Source organism: Pseudomonas germanica (assembly GCF_019614655.1).
GTDB lineage: Bacteria > Pseudomonadota > Gammaproteobacteria > Pseudomonadales > Pseudomonadaceae > Aquipseudomonas > Aquipseudomonas neuropathica.
Window position 1 is genome coordinate 5,546,418 of sequence record NZ_CP071586.1, and the last position, 18,963, is coordinate 5,565,380.

Annotated in this window: 18 protein-coding genes; 6 read left to right on the top strand and 12 right to left on the bottom strand. The window is 60.3% G+C overall.

What is annotated here, in order from left to right; all coding sequences use genetic code 11:
• A complete protein-coding gene (locus tag J0G10_RS24530; RefSeq protein ID WP_095048247.1) occupies positions 1-243 on the bottom strand; it encodes a hypothetical protein in 243 nt (80 codons plus the stop codon).
• A gap of 43 nt (positions 244-286) precedes the next feature.
• Positions 287-640, bottom strand: a complete 354-nt coding sequence (locus tag J0G10_RS24535; RefSeq protein WP_220556918.1) for an antibiotic biosynthesis monooxygenase family protein — start codon at positions 638-640, stop codon at positions 287-289.
• 338 nt (positions 641-978) lie between these two features.
• On the opposite strand from J0G10_RS24535, the gene J0G10_RS24540 reads away from it, so the two are divergent.
• A complete protein-coding gene (locus J0G10_RS24540) occupies positions 979-1,908 on the top strand; it encodes an AraC family transcriptional regulator (protein WP_093430530.1) in 930 nt (309 codons plus the stop codon).
• Between the two features lie 355 nt (positions 1,909-2,263).
• Here J0G10_RS24540 and J0G10_RS24545 read toward each other — a convergent pair whose 3' ends face one another.
• The 6 genes from J0G10_RS24545 to J0G10_RS24570 all read right to left on the bottom strand — a co-directional run bounded on the left by J0G10_RS24545 (position 2,264) and on the right by J0G10_RS24570 (position 9,679).
• A complete protein-coding gene (locus J0G10_RS24545) occupies positions 2,264-3,319 on the bottom strand; it encodes an ABC transporter ATP-binding protein (protein ID WP_095048250.1) in 1,056 nt (351 codons plus the stop codon).
• Between the two features lie 13 nt (positions 3,320-3,332).
• A complete protein-coding gene (locus tag J0G10_RS24550; RefSeq protein WP_095048251.1) occupies positions 3,333-4,181 on the bottom strand; it encodes an ABC transporter permease in 849 nt (282 codons plus the stop codon).
• The gene (locus J0G10_RS24555) at positions 4,178-5,086 is read right to left on the bottom strand and encodes an ABC transporter permease (RefSeq protein ID WP_095125856.1); all 909 of its coding nucleotides are present in this window, start codon (positions 5,084-5,086) and stop codon (positions 4,178-4,180) included. Before J0G10_RS24555 ends, J0G10_RS24550 begins: the two co-directional genes overlap by 4 nt.
• Before the next feature lie 186 nt (positions 5,087-5,272).
• On the bottom strand, positions 5,273-6,376 hold the full coding sequence (locus J0G10_RS24560) for an ABC transporter substrate-binding protein (protein WP_095048253.1): 1,104 nt from the start codon (positions 6,374-6,376) through the stop codon (positions 5,273-5,275).
• A 217-nt stretch (positions 6,377-6,593) separates the two neighbouring features.
• Complete coding sequence (locus J0G10_RS24565) at positions 6,594-8,042, bottom strand: aldehyde dehydrogenase family protein (RefSeq protein ID WP_095125947.1); 1,449 nt, start codon at positions 8,040-8,042, stop codon at positions 6,594-6,596.
• A complete protein-coding gene (locus J0G10_RS24570; RefSeq protein ID WP_220556919.1) occupies positions 8,042-9,679 on the bottom strand; it encodes a 5-guanidino-2-oxopentanoate decarboxylase in 1,638 nt (545 codons plus the stop codon). Before J0G10_RS24570 ends, J0G10_RS24565 begins: the two co-directional genes overlap by 1 nt.
• Positions 9,680-9,903: 224 nt before the next feature.
• Here J0G10_RS24570 and J0G10_RS24575 point away from each other — a divergent pair, with 224 nt between their 5' ends.
• Positions 9,904-10,785 (top strand): LysR substrate-binding domain-containing protein, encoded by an 882-nt coding sequence (locus J0G10_RS24575; RefSeq protein WP_220556920.1) that lies wholly within the window; start codon positions 9,904-9,906, stop codon positions 10,783-10,785.
• A gap of 222 nt (positions 10,786-11,007) precedes the next feature.
• Here the strand turns inward: J0G10_RS24575 and J0G10_RS24580 are convergent, their stop codons facing one another.
• Complete coding sequence (locus J0G10_RS24580) at positions 11,008-11,622, bottom strand: NAD(P)-dependent oxidoreductase (RefSeq protein ID WP_220556921.1); 615 nt, start codon at positions 11,620-11,622, stop codon at positions 11,008-11,010.
• 45 nt (positions 11,623-11,667) lie between these two features.
• Positions 11,668-12,546, bottom strand: coding sequence for an MBL fold metallo-hydrolase (locus J0G10_RS24585; RefSeq protein WP_220556922.1), 879 nt, complete (start codon positions 12,544-12,546; stop codon positions 11,668-11,670).
• Positions 12,547-12,660: 114 nt separating this feature from the next.
• Here J0G10_RS24585 and J0G10_RS24590 point away from each other — a divergent pair, with 114 nt between their 5' ends.
• The gene (locus J0G10_RS24590; RefSeq protein ID WP_220556923.1) at positions 12,661-13,566 is read left to right on the top strand and encodes a LysR family transcriptional regulator; all 906 of its coding nucleotides are present in this window, start codon (positions 12,661-12,663) and stop codon (positions 13,564-13,566) included.
• Between the two features lie 218 nt (positions 13,567-13,784).
• Positions 13,785-13,961 carry a hypothetical protein gene (locus tag J0G10_RS24595; protein WP_176471308.1) on the top strand — a complete coding sequence of 59 codons (177 nt, stop codon included), beginning with the start codon at positions 13,785-13,787 and terminating at the stop codon, positions 13,959-13,961.
• A 59-nt stretch (positions 13,962-14,020) separates the two neighbouring features.
• On the opposite strand, the gene J0G10_RS24600 is transcribed toward J0G10_RS24595, so the two are convergent.
• A complete protein-coding gene (locus J0G10_RS24600) occupies positions 14,021-14,905 on the bottom strand; it encodes a helix-turn-helix domain-containing protein (protein ID WP_093430541.1) in 885 nt (294 codons plus the stop codon).
• Between the two features lie 186 nt (positions 14,906-15,091).
• On the opposite strand from J0G10_RS24600, the gene pobA reads away from it, so the two are divergent.
• Together pobA and J0G10_RS24610 are read left to right on the top strand one after the other, a co-directional pair.
• Positions 15,092-16,276, top strand: coding sequence for a 4-hydroxybenzoate 3-monooxygenase (gene pobA, locus J0G10_RS24605; RefSeq protein ID WP_220558894.1), 1,185 nt, complete (start codon positions 15,092-15,094; stop codon positions 16,274-16,276).
• Between the two features lie 79 nt (positions 16,277-16,355).
• Positions 16,356-17,873, top strand: coding sequence for an MDR family MFS transporter (locus J0G10_RS24610; protein ID WP_095048260.1), 1,518 nt, complete (start codon positions 16,356-16,358; stop codon positions 17,871-17,873).
• Positions 17,874-18,004: 131 nt separating this feature from the next.
• Here the strand turns inward: J0G10_RS24610 and J0G10_RS24615 are convergent, their stop codons facing one another.
• The gene (locus J0G10_RS24615) at positions 18,005-18,853 is read right to left on the bottom strand and encodes a cache domain-containing protein (protein WP_095048261.1); all 849 of its coding nucleotides are present in this window, start codon (positions 18,851-18,853) and stop codon (positions 18,005-18,007) included.
• Positions 18,854-18,963 lie beyond the last annotated feature (110 nt).

Sequence of the window (18,963 nt, forward strand, 5' to 3'; positions counted from 1 at the left end):
TTACCAGATCAACTCGGCGTCTTCAGTGACGCCTTTGAGGTTATCCAGCTCATTGATGGCCGCTTCATCAGCGGCAATGGCGCCGGGGAAGATCTGGTCATTCAACAGTTTGTGAAAGCGTGGTGCACCGCCATCGACCAGGGCCTTGACCGCGATTGCCGCGTGATAGCCCTTGTTGCCGCCCAACTCGACGGGGACGACTGCGGAAACTGCTTCGAAGTGTTCGAACTCTTTACGTGCCATGTCACATATCCCGGCTCAGACAAACAAGCCGGACATTAAACCCTCAACCGACGAGTTTGTGTACCGGCGCCGGGCATTGACCGAGGGCTTGCGCCGCCGACACGTCCTTGAACGTGTGGAAGTCGAGGCTGTTGACCACCAGTTCCTGCACCAGCTCGGCGAAGATTTCCATCGACGGGCTGTTGAAATAGTTGGTCATCATTTGCTGGCTGCTCCAGAACCCGCAGACCAGCCACAACTCGGAATCACACTGCGAATGCTGCAAGGCAAAGCTCAGGCAACCGGGGGCGGCGCGGGACGGCTCGATCAACGCGCTCAGGCGTACACCGAGTTCCGCCGAACGCCCGGCGCGCGCTCGAACGAAGGCCATATGACTGACGGGAATCTGCTTGGACATGTTCAACCCTCCCAGGGAGTCGCGTGGCAGCCGGGGGACGGGCTGCGACAGGATCAAAGGTTAAGGGCCGCACGCCAGCCGCCGTTAGTCGATTCCTGTCGCTGCGTTGCACAATCCTGCGAGACTGCGCAGAAGACCTGTAACAACCTGTAAAACTGCGTCACACGGTTGTCATACGGCGTATCAAGCAACTTTGCCGCCCTACATCCTGCTATGGCTGAGCCCGCCCACAATCCCATGCAGAATCAGGCAAGCATTTCGCAGGATGTGTCTACCGCTGGCGCTTGCACAAACATATGCTCTGCTCCATTCCACCTCCCCTGCCGAGGATGCCGTGCATGACGTCATTCGATCGTTTTCAAGCCGAACCCACCGCTGACATGGAAAAACAGCGCGCGGAACTGGCGGCGATCATCCGCCGCAACACCACCGACGATGGCAGCTACGAGACCGCCATCGGCTCGCTGTTCATGTCGCGCCACACCCGATCCCACGACTTTGCCCCGGTGCTCGCGCAACCGGCGCTGTGCATCATGGCGCAGGGACGTAAGGAAGTGCGGCTGGCCGACGAGTTCTTTAATTACGATCCGCTGAATTATCTGGTGGTGTCGGTTTCGATGCCGTTAAGCGGGCGCGTGGTGAATGTCTCGCCGGAAGAACCGATCCTCGCCGTGCGCCTGGATATCGACCCGACCGAAATCACCGCGCTGATCGCCGACGCCGGCCCGATGGGTGTGCCGACGCGGCCGACCGGGCGGGGTTTGTATGTCGAGCAGATCGACAGTTCGATGCTCGATGCCGTGCTGCGTCTGGCCCGATTGCTCGATGCACCGAAAGACATCGCCATGCTCGCGCCGCTGATTCGCCGGGAGATTCTTTATCGCCTGTTGCGCAGCCCGCAGGGCCATCGTTTGTATGAAATCGCGATCGCCAACAGCCAGAGCCATCGCATCAGTCAGGCGATCAAATGGTTGAACGGCAACTTCGAACAGCCGCTGCGCATTGATGACCTGGCCAAAGAAGTGAACCTCAGCGTCTCGACCTTGCATCACCGTTTCAAGGCGATGACGGCGATGAGTCCGTTGCAGTATCAGAAGCAGTTGCGCCTGCAAGAGGCGCGGCGCCTGATGCTGGCCGAGGGGCTGGAAGCGTCGGCGGCGGGGTATCGCGTCGGGTATGAAAGTCCGTCACAGTTCAGCCGTGAGTACAGCCGCTTGTTTGGTGCACCGCCGTTAAGGGATTTGGCGCGATTGAGACTTTCGGTGTGAACTTCAAGAGCCCCTCACCCTAACCCTCTCCCAGAGGGAGAGGGGACTGAATGGGGAATATTGGAGAGGTTCACCGACCTGAAAGTGCTTTACCGAATCCACAATCAACTGGATTTTTCAGGTCGATGGATAACGCCTGACACCTCGGTCGGCTCCCTCTACCCCAGGAAAGGGGACTGAATGGGGGATATTGAAGAAGTACGCTGACCTGAAAGTACTTTGCCGAATCCATAATCGACTCGATATCTCAGGTCGATGGATAGCGCCAGACACCTCGGTCGGCCCCCTCTACCTCCGGGCGGTCCGACGTTTCGGGAGGGCTGGGGTGAGGGGCGATTTGGAGTCAGCCCCCAATCTAAGCCCCCAACACCCGACAAGCGTCCGCCGGCAACGTCACCGACACCGGATGCCCAATCCCCAACCCGATCCCCTGACACGGCGTACTCAACGCCGTAAACGTCACCCCGGAACACTCCACCGTCGTCTCGATGGTCGCGCCGATATCACGCACAAACGTCACCTTGCCGAGCAATCGATTCCCCGCCGTCGCTTGCGGTGCGGACAGTTGCAGGTCTTCGGGGCGAATCAGCATCTTCACCTTCTGCCCGACGACAATGCTGCTGCAGATCGGCACTTGCAGCGCGTCACCACCCGGCAGGCTGACCTTGCCATCGCCCAGCGCCGTGGCCGGGAAAATATTGCCCGAGCCGATGAAGTCCGCGACAAACTCATTGGCCGGATGCCGATAGATTTCGATCGGCGTACCGACCTGCTGCACCTTGTGTTCGCCCAGCACGACGACGATATCGGCCATGGTCATCGCTTCGCGCTGATCGTGGGTGACCATGATCGTGGTGATGTTCAGGCGCTGCTGCAGTTGGCGGATTTCCACCTGCATCGACTCGCGCAGCTTGGCGTCGAGCGCCGATAGCGGCTCATCGAGCAGGAGGATTTTCGGGTGCGAAGCAATCGCCCGGGCAATCGCCACGCGCTGCCGCTGGCCGCCGGAAAGTTTCGCCACCGGGCGATCGATCATCGCCTGCAACTGGATCAGCTCCAGCAACTCGACCACGCGCTTGTGTTGATCAGCCTTGCTGACGCCGCGCAACTTCAGCGGGTAGGCGATGTTCTCGCCAACGGTCATGTGCGGGAACAGCGCCAGCGACTGGAACACCATGCCGAAGTTGCGCAGGTGCGCCGGGGTCTGGCCGATGTCTTCGCCGTCCAGACGAATCTCGCCACCACTCAAGGTTTCCAGCCCGGCGATCATCCGCAGCAAGGTGGTTTTGCCGCAGCCGGACGGGCCGAGGAAACACACCAGTTTGCCTTCCGGCAAATGCAGGTTGACGTCTTGTACCGCGCACGCCGAGCCGTAGAATTTCTCGACGTTTTCCAGAATCAGACCAGTCATGTTGCACCTCAAATCAAAAGGAAACGCCGCCCTCGCCCACCAGCTTCTCCAGCGCCCAGATCAGGACGAAGTCGATCAGCACGATCAGCACGGCAAACGAGAACACGGTAGGGTCGAGCGATGACACGGTGCGGCTGTACATCCAGATCGGCACGGTCATGACGTCGATGGTGTAGAGGAAATAGGTCACGGTGAATTCGTTGAACGAGACGATGAACGCCAGCAGCATGCCGGCCAGAATCCCCGATTTCATCAACGGCACCACCACATCGACAATTGCGCGCAACGGCGAAGCGCCAAGCATCCGCGCCGCTTCCTCGACCTCGCTGCCGATGGAAAGCATCGCTGCGGTGCAGTTCTTCACCACAAACGGCAGCGCCAGAATCACGTGGGCAATCACCAGCCGCGAAGTGGTCAGGTGGAACGGCAGGCTGTCGAACACCAGCAGCAAGGCCAGGCCTAACACCACCATCGGGAACACCAGCGGCAGCGACATCAGTTGCAGCGCCACGGCCTTGCCACGGAATTCGCAGCGGGTCAGCGCATACGCGGCAGGCACCGCGATCAGCGTGGCAAAAACCATCGTCAGGCACGACACCAACAGGCTGGTGGCCATGGCCTGACCGAGGCTGAGCACGTCGCTGGCGTCCGGCGAAACAAAGGTGTGCCAGGCCGCTTTGTACCATTGCAGGCTGTAGCTGCTCGGTGGGAAGTCGAGGTTCGACGCACCGCTGAACGACATGACGATCATGGTCAGGATCGGCAACACCGCCAGCAGCAGAATGAAGCCGGAGAGGATGCCGGCGAACTTGCCGGTTTCGCCGGGCAACAGCACCATGCGCTTCTTGGTCAGGGCACTCATTGCGAAGCCTCCAGCAGACGCCGACGACGGCCAGTGATGTATTCAGAGAGAGTCATGATCGCCAGCGTGGTGACAATCAGCACCACCCCGGCTGCCGACGCGGCGGGCCAGTTCATCAGCGGCGCGATCTGGTCATGCACCATCACCGCCAGCATCGGCACGCGACGGCCACCGAGCAGCAACGGCACCACGAAGCTGCTGGCGTTGTAGGCGAACACCAACGTTGCACCGGTGATGATCCCCGGCAAACTCATCGGCAGAACCACTTGGCGGAACACTTGAAAACGGCTGGCACCGAGGGTTGCGGCTGCTTCTTCATAGCTTCGCGCGACGCCGCGCATGGCGCTGGCAATCGGCAACACCGCGAGTGGAAACGCTGTTTGCACCAGGCCCATCAGAACGCCGTTCTGGTTGTACAGCAACATGATCGGCCGCTTGATCAGGCCGAGGCCCATCAGCGCCTGATTGAGCATGCCGCCGGGACCGAGAATCACCAGCCAGCCGTAGCTTTGCAGCAGCAGATTGACCAGCAGTGGCAACAGCACCGCTGCGAGGAAAATCCGCCGCAGAAACGGCGAGGTCAGCCGCGACATGGTGTACGCCACCGGGATCGCCAGCACCACGGCAATCACCGCGCTGATCAGCGCCAGACGCAAGGTCAGCAGCAAGGATTTCAGGTAATAGGGTTCGAGCAACTGGGCATAACTGGCCAGGCTGAAACCGCTCCATTCCGCGCCTTTGGTGCCGACGCTCATGCGTAGCACCAACAGGCTGGCGGCGATCAGCACGCCGAGAAACAGCATCGACGGCGTGAGGAAAAGCCACGCCCGCGCTGTCGGAGAAATACCGCGCGCCGGACGCACATCGCCGGCGCCAACCGGTTGGGTCAGGGATTGATGTTCCATAGCAATGATCTCGTCAATGGAAGAACAACTGACAAACACAACCTTCATATTCACTGAGAAACCTGTGGGAGCTGGCTTGCCAGCGATAGCAATCTGTCAGTGACATCATTGTCGACAGGAAGGCCGTCATCGCTGGCAAGCCAGCTCCCACAAGGGTTTGCGGTGTTCTGAAGGTTTGTGTTCGGCTCAGGAAGAAAAAATTTCCGTATAGCGACGAATCCATTGGTCATGCACGGTGGCCAGGAAGGCGTTGTCGTGCATGATCGCCTTCTCGGCAATCTGCTCCGGCGTCAGAATGAACGGGCTCTTGCGCGCTTCGGCGGAGATGATCGCCTTGGCGTTGACCGGGCCGTTGAAGATGTCTTCGGCCATCTTGCCCTGCACCAGCGGGTCGAGGGAGTGGTCGATAAACGCGTAAGCCAGATCGGTATCTCCCGGCCGATTCTTCGGCATCACCGAAAGCATCAGGTCGGTGTAGAAACCTTCCTTCATGCCGAACGTAGCGCCGAGGCCGTAGTTCGGATCGCGGATCTGCTTGGGAAAAAATGCCGGGGCATAGAGGCCGCCCATGTCCAGCGAACCGGTGCGGAACAGCTCGGCAATCTGGTTCGGGTTTTCGCCCAACGTCACCACGCGATCCTTGAGTTCGGCGAGTTTCTTGAAGCCCGGTTCGATGTTGTGTTCGTCACCGCCGGCCAGTTTCGCGGCGATGATGATCAGGTCCATCGCCTCGGTCCAGTTCGGCGGAGGCAGGAAAATATTCGGCGCCAGATCGGCATCCCACAACGCGGCATAACTGCTCGGCGCCTCTTTCTGGGTGCGAGTGCTGTAGACCAGACTGTTGCACCACAACAGGTAACCGATGCCGTGGCCATTGGCGCCAGTGCGGTATTTTTCCGGGACGTCGATCAGGTTGGGAATACGGTTGAGGTCGGGTTTTTCCAGCAGCCCGGCGGCCGCCAGACCTTCGGCACCGACGCCGGCCAACGTGATGATGTCGTACTGCGGACGATCACCGCCGGCCTTGAGTTTGGCGACCATTTCCGAAGTGCTGCCGGTGCGGTCGGCGATGACCTTGGCGCCAGTCTTGGCTTCGAACGTGGCGGCGATGTTGCGCAGTGCCGCGAGGCCGGTGTCATCCGACCAGGTCAGCAAACGCAGGGTCTTGCCGGCGAACCGCGTGTCGCTGGCGCTCGCCCGGATGAAGGGCATGCTCAGGGCGGCCGCAGCCACCGAGGCGACGCCGACGGTTTTAATGAATTGACGCCTGTTCAGATCGTGCTCGCCCATGACGGACTCCCTTTGTTCTTTTAAGTATGAGGTTGGTCGCAACCGTTGCATCCGCGCGGCCGGATCCGCTGCAGGCCCTGTTTTCAAAGGCCTGCAGCGCTGCCGACGGGTTCATCCTGAGGTCGTGCAAAACACCTGACTATCGAAAAAAAATCATTGAAGCCATGACGTCGACGCATGCCTCGTTGCGAGGCATGCGCTCACCTTTTTCGGGCGTTCAGAGCGCCCGGATCACGTGTTTGATTTCCTGAAACGCGGCCAGGCCCCACGGTCCCAATTCGCGGCCGATGCTGCTCTGCTTGTAACCGCCCCACGCGGTTTGCGGGAAGATCACTTGCGGCGCGTTGAGCCACACCAGCCCCGCCTGCAGGGCGTTGGCGACCCGCTCGGCGGTCTCGGCGTTACGCGTCACCACACTGGCGACCAGGCCGAATTGGCTGTCGTTGGCCAGGGCAATTGCCTCGGCTTCGCTGCTGAAACTGCGCACACACAGCACCGGACCGAAAATCTCTTCGCACCACAGCGCACTGTCGAGGGGCACGTCGGTGAACACGGTTGGCTGCAAAAAATATCCGCGCGGCAGATCTGCCGGACGATTGCCGCCGCACACTAGCTTCGCGCCAGCGCTCAGACCCCGGTCGATGTGACCAAGCACGCGCTGGTATTGCGCCTGATTGACCAGTGCGCCCATCTCCACGTCCGGGTCGAACGGATCCGCCACGCGAATCGCCTGCGCACGCTTGTGCAAACGTTCAAGGAATTCATCCGCCAATTCATCGGCAACCAACACACGGCTGGTGGCCGAGCACATCTGCCCGGCATTGAAGAAACCGCCACCGCAAGCCAACTCGACCGCTAGTTGCAGATCCGCATCTTCGAGCACCAGCAGCGAAGATTTGCCGCCCAGTTCCAGACTCACGCCCTTCACCGTTTCGGCGGCGCGCTGCATCACCTGGACACCGACGGCGTTACTACCGGTGAAGGAAATCTTGGCGATGCGCGGATCCGCCGACAGTGGTGCACCGACCGCCAGGCCAGTACCGCAAACGACGTTGAACACGCCGTTGGGCAGGCCGGCTTCGGCGATGATCGCCGCCAGTTCCAGCTCCGGCAGCGGCGTGACTTCCGACGGTTTCAGCACCACGCAGCACCCGGCGGCGAGGGCCGGCGCAAGTTTCCACGCGGTGGTGACCATGGGGAAATTCCACGGCACGATCAGCCCGACCACGCCGCACGGCTCGCGCCGCAAGCGTGCGCTGAAATCATCGCTGGGCAGCGGCACGTTGCTGTCCTGTCTGGCGTCGAGGCCTTCAGCGAGTTCGGCGTAGTACTCGAAGGTGGCGATCACATCGTCGACGTCGATGGCCGCTTCGAACTGCGGTTTGCCGTTGTTGCTCGATTGCAGTTTCATCAAGTGATCGCGACCGTTGCGCACGCCATTGGCGATGTTGCGCAGAATCGCGCCGCGCTCAGCACCGCTGGTTTGCGACCAGTCCCTGAATGCTTCAGTCGCAGCGCTCACGGCCTGGCTCACCGCGTGCTCGTCACCACCATTGACCGTGGTCAGCAACGCCTCAGTGGCCGGGTTGATCACGCGCAGATGTTCGCGGCCGGCCGACCATTGGCCGTTGATGTAGAGGCCGTCGAGTGTGGTTGGAAAATTGATCACTTGGCCACCGCCTGCATCCACTGGTTCTGGTCGATTTCGATTACGCTCGGGCCTTGGCGATCGGTCGCGGCACGCAGTGCACTGCGCAGTTGTTCCACTGAGTTGATCGCTTCGGCGGCGCAGCCGAGGGCCTTGGCCACGCCAATGAAGTCCGGGGTGTAGATGTCGACGCCGACCGGTTCGATGGCGCGGTTGACCATGTATTTCTTGATCTCTTCGTAGCCCTGGTTATTCCACAGCAGGACGATCACCGGGGTGCGCGCTTCGACGGCGCTGGCCAGTTCCGGCAGGGTGAACTGCAGACCGCCGTCGCCGATCAGGCACACCACCGGTGGCCGTGCACCTTTATCGGGTTGCCCACCGAGCCATGCGCCAATCGCTGCCGGCAACGCATAGCCGAGGGTGCCGTAGCCGGTCGACGAGTTGAACCAGCGACGCGGACGCTCCGGATTGAAGGTCAGGTTGCCGGTGTACACCGGTTGCGTGGAGTCGCCGACGAACACCGCGTCGGGCAATTCGTGCAGCACGGTTTCGAGGAAACGGGTTTGCGCCAGCGTCGGTGCATCCCAGGTCGCGGCCAGATCATCACGCAGACGCGCCGCGCGTACCTGGCCCCAATCGTTGCGGCGCTCGGCCAGCGTTTTGTGCGACAAGGCGCTGAGCAATGCCTGCGCGGCATTGCGCGAATCGGCAACCAGGGCGACGTGTGGCGGATAGTTACGCACGGTCTGATCGGCGTCGATGTCGATGCGCAGCAGCTTGCCGGGAATCTCGAAACCACCGGCGAAGGTCACGTCGTAATCGGTTTCGGCCAGTTCGGTGCCGATCGCCAGTACCACATCGGCATCGGCGACCAATTCGCGGGTGGCGACCAGGCTTTGTGTAGAGCCGATCAACAGCGGATGCGTCGACGGCAACAGACCTTTGGCGTTGATGGTCAGCGCTACAGGTGCGTCGAGCAGTTCAGCCAGTTCGGTAAGCTCTGCTGCGGCATCGATCGCACCGCCACCGGCGAGAATCAACGGACGTTGGGCGCCGGCCAGCAACGCGCTCATACGGCTTACGGCAGCGGGCGCGGCACCGGCGCGGTCGATGTTGACCGGAATACTGGCGAGCAGCTCATCGGCCTCTTCCACCAACACGTCCAGCGGAATTTCGATGTGCACCGGACGCGGACGCCCGGCCTGGAACAAGGCGAATGCGCGAGCGAGCACGCCGGGCAATTCCGACGCCGACATCAGGGTGTGAGAGAACGCTGCGACGCCAGCGATCAGTGCGCTCTGGTTCGGCAACTCGTGCAGCTTGCCGCGCCCGCCGCCCAACTGGTTGCGGCTCTGTACGCTGGAGATCACCAGCATCGGGATCGAGTCGGCGTAAGCCTGGCCCATGGAGGTGGTGATGTTGGTCATGCCCGGGCCGGTAATGATGAAGCACACACCCGGTTTGCCGCTGGTCCGCGCATAACCGTCAGCCATGAAACCGGCGCCCTGTTCATGCCGTGGGGTGACGTGGTTGATGCTCGAACGGGCCAGCCCGCGATATAGCTCCACGGTGTGCACGCCGGGAATGCCGAACACCTGCTCGACCCCATAACCTTCGAGTAACTTGACCAGTACTTCGCCACACGTCGCCATGTCATTGCCCTTTTGTCAGCTAAAAACACAGATCCCTTGTGGGAGCGAGCCTGCTCGCGAAAGCGCTGGATCAGCCAACATCAATGCTGAATGTGAAACAGCCTTCGCGAGCAGGCTCGCTCCCACATGACCTGAACATGGGCTCATTGAACGGTCGGCAGGTAGCGGCAACAATCGATTAAAAGTCATACTAGCCATGTCCTCACGTCATACCTTGGATCCCCATGAAACGACTGCCTCCCCTGCCCGCCCTGCATACGTTTCTGATCACAGCGCAGTGCTGCAACTTCACCCGGGCCGCCGAGCAGTTGCATATCACCCAGGGCGCGGTGAGCCGGCAGATCGCCGGGCTGGAAGATCATCTGGGGTATGAACTTTTCATTCGTCTGGCCCGTGGCCTGGAGTTGACGGCCGAAGGCCGGGAGTGGTTGCCACGGGTGGAGAAGGTCTTCGGTCTGATCACTGAGGCCACCGAGCAGATCGGTCTCAAGCGCGAAACCCTGCAACTCAAGGCGCCAAGTTGTGTGATGCGCTGGCTGGTGCCGCGCCTGCTGCAATGGCAAAAGGAACGCCCGGATGTGCCGGTCAAACTGACCACGACGTTGGCCCATGGCGTGGATTTTCAGCGCGAGCAGTTCGACGCGGCGGTGATCTACGGAACGCCGCCGGACAACTCCTCGACCGCGCTGCATCTGTTCGATGAACAACTGACCCCGGTTTGCTCACCGGCACTTTTGAAAGGCCCACCGGAACTGTCCGACCCGGCCGATCTGCAACAGCATCTGTTGTTGCATCCGACCCGCGATATCCAGGACTGGACGGTGTGGCTGACGGCAGTCGAGTTGCAATTGAACAATGTGAACATGGGCCAGCATTTCGAAACGCTGGATCAGGCGATGTCGATGGCGTCGCATGGGACGGGGGTGGCGATTGGCGACTGGTCGTTGATCGGCGATGACTTGCGCGCGGGGCGGCTGGTGATGCCGTTTGCGTTGAAGGTGAGGACGGGGTTGGCGTATTACGTGGTGGTGCCTGCGGGAACCGAGCCTTCGCCGCAGTTGGAGGAACTGATGATCTGGCTGGTAGAGCAGGCGCATTTGCGGTGAGGCTTTTTCCCTCACCCTAACCCTCTCCCAGAGGGAGAGGGGACTGATTGGGGGATGCTCTAGAAATACGCCGACGTGAAATTACTGCGTTGAATCCATAATCGACTCGATCACTCAGGTCGATATACAACGCCAGACACCTCGGTCGGTTCCCTCTCCCTCGGGAGAGGGCTGGGGTGAGGGGGGAAAGATCTAGAGCCAGACCCATCCCTCAGAAACGCCTCAGTACCCGACAGTAAACCGCTGACGCGAATGCTTCGGCGTTTCCACCTCGTCGATCAGCGCAATCGCGTAATCGGCAAAGGTGATCCAGCTACGCCCCTCGGCACTCACCAGCAAATGATCCTGGCCGACACGAAACTTGCCGCTGCGCTCACCTTCGACAAACTCTGCCGAAGGTGACAGAAAGGTCCAGTCCAGATCTTTCTCCGAACGCAAGGCATCAAGGAAAACCGCGCCAGCGCTGGCTTCAGCTTTGTACTCCGCCGGGAAACCCGCACTGTCGATCACCCGAGTGTCGTCCGGCAGCAACAACGAACCAGCACCGCCGACCACCAGCAAGCGCTGCACGCCCGCCTGCTTCACTGGCCCGACAATCGCCGCCGCAGGCACGGTGGCAAAATGCGCGGCGGTGATCACCACATCGTGACCGGCCACCGCGCCCTGCAACGCGGCCGAATCCAGCACATCGACATTCTTGCTGACCACACCGGCACGGGCGCCGATCTTCGACGTATCGCGGGCAATAGCGGTAACGCTATGGCCGCGACACAGGGCTTCTTCCAGCAGTTGGCTACCGGCACGGCCGGTGGCACCAATGATTGCGATCTTGCTCATGACATTCTCCAGTTGGCTTGAGAGTGCTGCGTTTTCAGAATCGGCTTACCACTGCATTTCGCCCTTGGCGACTTTCGCGCTCAGCTCCAGCGAACTTTCTTCGCCGAGTGTCGGGTAGCGCTTTTTCATCGCGGCGATCAGTGCGGCGGAATCTTTGGCCTTGGCGGTTTCCGCGTCGAACGCCTTAATGTAGTCGGCGGTGAATTTCACGCTGGCCAGCGAGCGGCGGCTGTCACCCAGGTAGTGACCCGGCACCACGGTGTTCGGTTTGAGGGTTTCGATCGAGTGCAACGTTTCCAGCCAGTCGGCGTGGGATTGCGCGCTCTGGGTATCGGCCATCCATACGTGGATGTTCTCGGCGACAACCACACCACCGACCACGGCTTTGAGCGACGGGATCCACACAAAACTGCGATCTGGTTGTTTGCCGTCGAGGCCGATGACCTGCAATTTCTGCCCTTCGAGCATCAGGCTGTCACCCTTGAGCACGCCCGGCACGATGGTTTTCGCCGGAACGTCGGCGCCCATTTTCGGGCCCCAGAAGGCCAGTTTGCCGGCGACGGTTTTGTTGATGTGATCAACCGTCGGTTGCGAGGCCAGTACCTTGGCCTCCGGGAATGCCTTGGTCAGGGTATCAAGGCCGAAGTAGTAATCCGGGTCGCCATGGCTGATGTAGATAGTGGTCAGGTGCTTGCCGCTGGCGCGGATCTTTTCCACGACTTGCTCGGCCTGGGATTTGCCGAATTGCGCATCAACGAGGATCGCGTCTTTCTCACCGCTGACCAGCACCGAGGTCACCGGGAAAATCGCGTTTGTCCCTGGGTTGTAGACATCCAGGGTCAGATTGGCAGCCGCTGCATGCGCGGCGAAACCCAGAGAAGCAGTGGCGAGCAGAACGCGTTTGAGTGTGGTGAAACCGATCATCTGTTGCTCCGGTGTCCGAATGCCGTGTTTGGCGATGGAACAGAGCTTAGTTGCCTGACTCAGTACAAAAAATGCGATGCTTGAACATAGTTTGTTTCTGAAAGCGGGCAAATCATGGATCGTCTCCAAGCAATGCGGGTGTTTGTCACCGTGGTGGATCTGGGCAGCCAGTCGGCAGCGGCCGATCATCTGGACCTTTCGCGGCCGGTGGTTTCACGTTATCTGGCAGAGCTGGAAGACTGGGTCGGCGCGCGCCTGATGCACCGCACCACGCGCAAGTTGAGCCTGACCGCCGCCGGCAGTGAGATTCTGCCGCGCTGCCGGCAGATGCTAGAACTGTCGACGGACATGCAGGCCTCCGTCAGCGAACCCCACGACGCCCCGCGCGGGCTGCTGCGGATCAGCGTCAGCACTTCGTTCGGCCAGGCCCAACTGGCGGATGCGATGGCCGCTTACGTCAAACGCTACCCGGGGGTGAGCATCGATCTGCAAATGCTCGATCGCACGGTGAATCTGGTCGATGAGCGCATCGACCTAGCGATTCGCACGAGTAACGATCTCGACCCCAACCTGATCGCCCGACGCCTGACCGTTTGTCGTTCGGTAGTCTGCGCCGCGCCCGCTTATCTGCAGGAGCAAGCGGCGCCATTGCGGGTCGAAGAGTTGAGCCAACACAACTGCCTGACGCACTCGTATTTCGGCAAAAGCCTGTGGCATTTCGAGGAGGATGGCGAACCGGTTTCAGTGCCGGTGCAGGGCAATATCAGCGCCAACGAGGCCAGCACGTTACTGCGCGCCACCCTGGCCGGCGCCGGGGTGGCGATGCTGCCGACCTATCAGGCCGGGGTGCATATTCACAGCGGCGAACTGGTCCGCCTGCTGCCCCATGCCGAGCCGCGACAGATGAGCATCTATGCGGTGTATGCCTCACGCAAACACATGCCGGCGGCGCTGCGCAGCATGCTGGATTTTCTGGTGCTCAGATTCCCCGAAACCCCCGAATGGGATACCGGCCTGTAAATCCGATCCACTGTGGGAGCGAGCCTGCTCGCGAAAGCGTCCGTTCAGCCAACTTTTCAGTAACTGAGACACGGCTTTCGCGAGCAGGCTCGCTCCCACACTGGCTATCAATGTGCTGAATGGCCGGTTAAATCCTCAAGCACACTCGCTGGCAACTCCCCAGCGCTGACCTATGCTGAAAGTAATACCGCAGGGTATGTCGTTCAGAGGTCTACGCCATGAACATCAAAACAAGAAGGTACGTCGCGATTTTCATCACCTGCGCCGCCACGCTGGCGCTGTACGGCACCGCTGCCTGGCGGGTCGAACAGCAGCGACAACTGCCGCGCGAGTATGCGAGCTGCAACTTCGAGCGCTGCATTCCGCACAATGCCACGCTGAACGCGCTGCGCTGATATTCAACTGTAGGCGCGAGCAGGCTCACTCCTACAGGGAGGGTTGTGATGTCAGTGGATTACTGCTCGGCCTTCAGACGGTCGCGGAAAGCCTTTGGTGAAATCCCCACCCGGCGCCGAAACAGGCGCGTGAAGTTGGTCGGATCGGAAAATCCCAACAACTCCGACATCTCGTAAATCGTCATGCTGGTGTAGGTCAGCAAGCGCTTGGCTTCCAGCAACTGACGCTCGTGCATGATCTGCAACGCCGGTTGCCCCGCCAGTTCACGGCAAGTGCCGTTGAGGTGCGATACCGAAATCCCCAGCCGATGCGCAAGGTCTTCAACCTTCACGTGTTGGCGGTAAGTCTCCTCGACCAATTGAATAAAGCCATTGAGGTATTCGCGCTGACGTTGCGGCCGCTGACTGGCTTTGTGCCGCACGATCGCCTGACGGCTAACCCAGACCATGATCACGCTGACCAGCGAATGCATGAGCATTTCCCGCGCCGGTTGGTGGCCGTTGTACTCAGCCTGCAACGCCGAAAACAGGCTGTTGAGGTAATCACCGTCGGTGCCTGCCGGGTAGTTTTCTGCACTGGCCAGTGCGTGCACCGAATCGCCCAGTTGCGCCTGCAAGTGATTGATCAGCGGTGTGGCGAGGGTAACGATGAACCCTTCGACGTCTTCGGAAAAGCGAAAGCCGTGCACCGATAACGGTGGCAGCACTTGAATCGCCGGGGTTTGGAGTTGCGTGCGCTGCCCTTCGATCTCAAGCTCTGCCTGACCTTTGAAGACGAAGAGCAACTGGCACAAATCAGCATGGCGGTGGGGTTTGATTTCCCACTCATGTTCGCGACTGCGGGAGGAAATGGTTTCACAGTGCAGCAAGTCAGGGGTCGGCCAGTCCAGGCTTTCACCGTAGAGCTTGAACACTGGAATCGAAGGCAGCTCAGGCTTGTTCATCACTTCAATCCAGGCCTCGGGGTTGTGGGCGATAATCGCACCGATTGGCAGAATGTACAGGTATCAGCTCAGTTTTCACCTTCAATTGACAGACCCGCAAGGGAAAAATGCAAGCACTCGATCCATAAAAAATATTCACCGGCGCTTGTCGCGTGAAGCTTGCGAGCCATAAAAACAATGAAAACGCTGAAAACCCAAGTCGCCATTATCGGCGCCGGTCCATCCGGATTGCTCCTCGGCCAGTTGCTGCACAACGCTGGTATCGACACCCTCATCCTTGAACGCCAGACACCTGATTACGTGCTCGGACGCATTCGCGCCGGGGTACTTGAACAAGGCATGGTAGAGCTGTTGCGTCAGGCTGGCGTGAGTCAGCGCATGGACGCCGAAGGTCTGGTGCATGGCGGTTTCGATCTGGCTCTGGACGGACGTCAGGTGCACATCGATCTGCACGCGCTGACCGGTGGCAAGAGCGTGATGATCTACGGCCAGACCGAAGTCACTCGCGACCTGATGGCCGCTCGTCGGGAGGCTGGCGCGCCGACGATTTACCAGGCGAGCCATGTCGTTCCTCACGACATGAAAAGCGACGAGGCATTTGTCACCTTCGAAAAGGACGGCGAAATCTTTCGCGTCGATTGCGACTACATCGCCGGCTGCGACGGCTTCCACGGTGTCGCGCGGCAGTCGATTCCGGCCGATAGCCTGAAGGTCTTCGAGCGGGTTTATCCGTTTGGCTGGCTGGGGATTCTGGCCGACACACCGCCGGTGCATGAAGAGTTGGTCTACGCCCGCCATGAACGTGGCTTTGCGTTGTGCAGCATGCGCTCGGCCACCCGCACGCGTTATTACCTGCAAGTGCCGGCGGATGAAAACGTCGATGACTGGAGCGATCAGCGTTTCTGGGATGAGTTGAAAAAACGCCTGCCAGTGGAGCTTGCCGAAAAACTGGTCACTGGCCCGTCAATTGAAAAAAGCATCGCGCCGCTGCGTAGTTTTGTCGTCGAGCCGATGCAGTACGGGCGGATGTTTCTGGTCGGTGACGCCGCGCACATCGTTCCGCCGACCGGCGCCAAGGGTTTGAATCTGGCCGCCAGCGACGTCAGTACGCTGTTCAATATTCTGTTGAAGGTTTATCGCGACGACCGCACCGATCTGCTGGAGAAATACTCGGAAATCTGCCTGCGCCGCGTGTGGAAAGCCGAGCGCTTTTCCTGGTGGATGACCTCGATGCTGCATCGCTTCGATGATCACGATGCGTTCAGCCAGCGCATCAGCGCCTCGGAACTGGACTACTTTGTCAGTTCAGAAGCAGGGCGAAAAACCATTGCAGAAAATTACGTCGGACTTCCTTATGAGGCTATCGAATAGCCTGCTACCGACTTACACTGGCGAGCATCCCCGCTCGCCTGACGATCTGCGGGACTCTCACTGCCCGCAGGTTTTGCCCGTGACCAATCTCAATCACCCCGAAACGCCCAAACCGGCCATTCGCAGCGTGCTGGTCGCGCTGATGATGGCGATCTTTCTCGGCGCGCTGGACCAAACCATCGTCGCCGTGTCGATGCCGGCCATTTCTGCGCAGTTCAAGGACGTCAGCCTGCTGGCCTGGGTGATTTCCGGGTACATGGTCGCGATGACGGTGGCCGTGCCGATCTACGGCAAGCTCGGCGACTTGTATGGGCGGCGCAAACTGATGCTGTTCGGCATGGGCCTGTTCACCCTCGCCTCACTCTTTTGCGGCATGGCGCAAAGCATGGAGCAACTGGTGCTGGCGCGGATCCTTCAGGGCATCGGCGCCGGCGGGATGATCTCGGTGAGTCAGGCAATCATCGGCGACATCGTGCCGCCGCGCGAACGCGGGCGCTATCAGGGTTACTTCAGCAGCATGTACGCGGTGGCCAGTGTCGCCGGCCCGGTACTCGGCGGTTACATGACCGAATACCTGTCATGGCGCTGGGTATTTCTGATCAACCTGCCGCTGGGCCTCGGTGCCTGGTGGGTGGCCCGCCGCAATCTGCGTGGCCTGCCGATTCCCCAGCGCAAACCGGTCATCGACTACCTCGGCACGCTGCTGATGATCATCGGCCTGACCGCCCTGCTGCTGGGCATCACTCAGGTTGGTCAGGGGCATTCGTGGCGCAGCAGCGAAGTGCTCGGTCTGCTCGCTTGTGCGGTGGTGGTGTTGGCGCTGTTTGTCTGGCACGAGCGTCGGGCGCGCGAGCCGTTGCTGCCGATGCACCTGTTTGCCAACCGCAATGCCCTGCTGTGCTGGTGCACGATTTTCTTCACCAGTTTCCAGGCGATTTCGTTGATCGTGCTGATGCCGCTGCGCTTTCAGAGTGTCACCGGGGCCGGGGCCGACAGTGCCGCGTTGCACTTGCTGCCGCTGGCGATGGGGCTGCCGATTGGTGCGTTTTTCGCCGGGCGTCGCACGTCGATCACCGGGCGCTACAAACCGCAGATTCTGACCGGTGCGATGCTGATGCCGGTTGCGATCTTCGGCATGGCGCTCAGCCCGCCCGAGGCGACGCTGGTCAGTGGTCTGTTCATGTTGCTCTGCGGTATTTCCAGCGGCATGCAATTCCCTACTTCGCTGGTCGGCACGCAGAACTCGGTGGAGCAACGCGACATCGGCGTTGCGACCAGCACCACCAACCTGTTTCGCTCCCTCGGCGGCGCAGTGGGCGTGGCGCTGATGTCGGCGCTGTTGCTGGCGTTGCTGCAGGACTCCAGCTTCGCCCATCTGGCGAGCAGTTCGCTGATGAGCGAGGGCCATTCGGGCAACGTCCTGCTGGATGGTCTGAACGCCGCGCCGGGGGATGCGCAAAATGCCTTGCGTGCGGAGTTGCTGGTGACGTTCCGGCATTTGCTGTGGGTAAGTGCGGCGGTGTCGTTGCTGGGATTGGCGGCAGCGATTGCGATGCCGAACAACCTGCTGCGCGGGCGCGAGCACGGCGCAAAATAACTGTCTCCCCTTGATCATTCCCACGCTCTGCGTGGGAATGCCTCAACGGACGCTCTGCGTTCGGCTTTGGATGGGACGCAGAGCGTCCTGGGCTGCATTATTCCCACGCGGAGCGTGGGAACGATCATCCTTCAAGGGCTGTAGTAACCCACGGCGACAAGGAAGTGCCCGGCCTTCTTCAGGTAAGCATGTTTATCCTCAACCTTGCCGGTCACCGGGTTCTTCCAGCGGTATTCATATTCACCCTCATCCTGCTTGCCGATCAGCGCCAGAATCGGCTCGCCCACCGGTTTGCCTTCCGGATCCTTGACCTTGCCGAAGTCGGTATTGATCAAGCGCAGATTGGTGCCGTGGGCGACATAACGCTGGGTATTCAGATCAACGACGAACACGTACAAGTCATCCTGCAAGTAGCCGCCCTTGAGCGAATTGATCGCGGTCAGCGTGCCCTTCTCGTCTTTGCCCAAATCAGTCGCCGCTTTGTCGAGCAACGCCTTGGCCTGCTCGGCCGACGCTCGCGGCAAGTAGTAACCCACCGCCAGAATCCGCTCGCCGATGCGTTGATAAAACACATGCTTACGCTCGACCTTGCCGTCCGACCAGTTCTGCCAACGATACTCTGCCTGCTGGATGCCGTTGCCTTCCGGCACTTTCAACGCGTCCTTGAAGGTTTTCTGCAAATCCGGGCCGAGGACTTCACTGACGTCACGACCGATCAACGCTGATGAAGGCCCGCCGCTGGCGAGCATCACGCCTTTAGTGTCGACCACGAACACGTAGCGATCCTTGTCGACGAACTCGCCCTGACGGCTGAACGCGGCGAACGCCTTGTCGCCATTGTCGTGGTAATAGGCCAGGGCTTTTTCCAGCAAGGCGATGGCGGCCTGACTGTCATCCTTGGCGGTCGTGGCGGCGCTGGCCTGGCCGAAACCGGCCAGTAATATCACGCCGAGCCAGGCCACTTTATGCAAAAACCCCATAGCGCATCCCTCGTTCTTGTTGGTGTTTCAAGAGCGTAGACGGCTTGGGGTGATGTACGAGTATTCAGAATGATGCAGGGGATTACAGAATCCCCTGCACTGATCAACAA